The organism is Burkholderia sp. WTPI3, from assembly GCF_021483755.1.
Lineage (GTDB): Bacteria > Pseudomonadota > Gammaproteobacteria > Burkholderiales > Burkholderiaceae > Burkholderia.
The window spans coordinates 1-626 of sequence record NZ_JAGIXF010000231.1 but is presented as its reverse complement, the minus strand read 5'-3'; the positions used below and the strand labels follow the sequence as shown (position 1 = coordinate 626).

Annotated in this window: 1 pseudogene; it reads right to left on the bottom strand. The window is 58.9% G+C overall.

Going from position 1 to position 626, the window contains the following annotated elements:
* Positions 1 to 130: 130 nt before the first annotated feature.
* Positions 131 to 626: pseudogene (locus tag J7024_RS37040) on the bottom strand (IS5-like element ISBmu23 family transposase); the annotation flags it as partial.

Here is a 626-nt window from a genome sequence, read left to right as displayed (position 1 = left end):
GGAAACGCTGATCAATGAGCCTGTCGTCCGCATAACGGACGAGGCAGGTTGCAATTTTCAGATTGACGTAGGAATTTGACGACATGCGAGGTGAGTTTCGCTCGTATTCGGGCCTCACTTCCCGCGTTTTTCACACACATGACGGATTGCTCCCATGAGTCGACAACAGCTGATTTTTCGCGATCACCAGGTTCGCCAGCGCGAACAGACTGAACAGCTGTGCCGTGTTCCTGGCTAGACCCTTGTAGCGCACCTTGCGATGACGAAACAGGTTCTTCACGACATGAAACGGATGCTCGACCCGGGCGCGGATCTGCGCCTTGGTTCGCTCGACCGCGATCACGAGGTCCTTCAGCGGACCTTCCTGCATCGCCCTGATCTTTCCGCGCTTGAGCGCCACGTGCCACTTCACCGTCTTGCCCTTCATCTCCTCGCGCTTGTCCACGCCGGTGTAGCCCGCATCGCCAAACGCTTCCTGCTCATGACCGTGCAGCAGGGCGTGGGCCTGCGATACGTCCGGCTCGTTGGCCGCCGTGGTGACCACGCTATGCACCAGACCCGAGTCGGCGTCGACGCCGACATGGGCCTTCATGCCGAAATACCAGTCGTTGCCCTTCTTCGTCTGA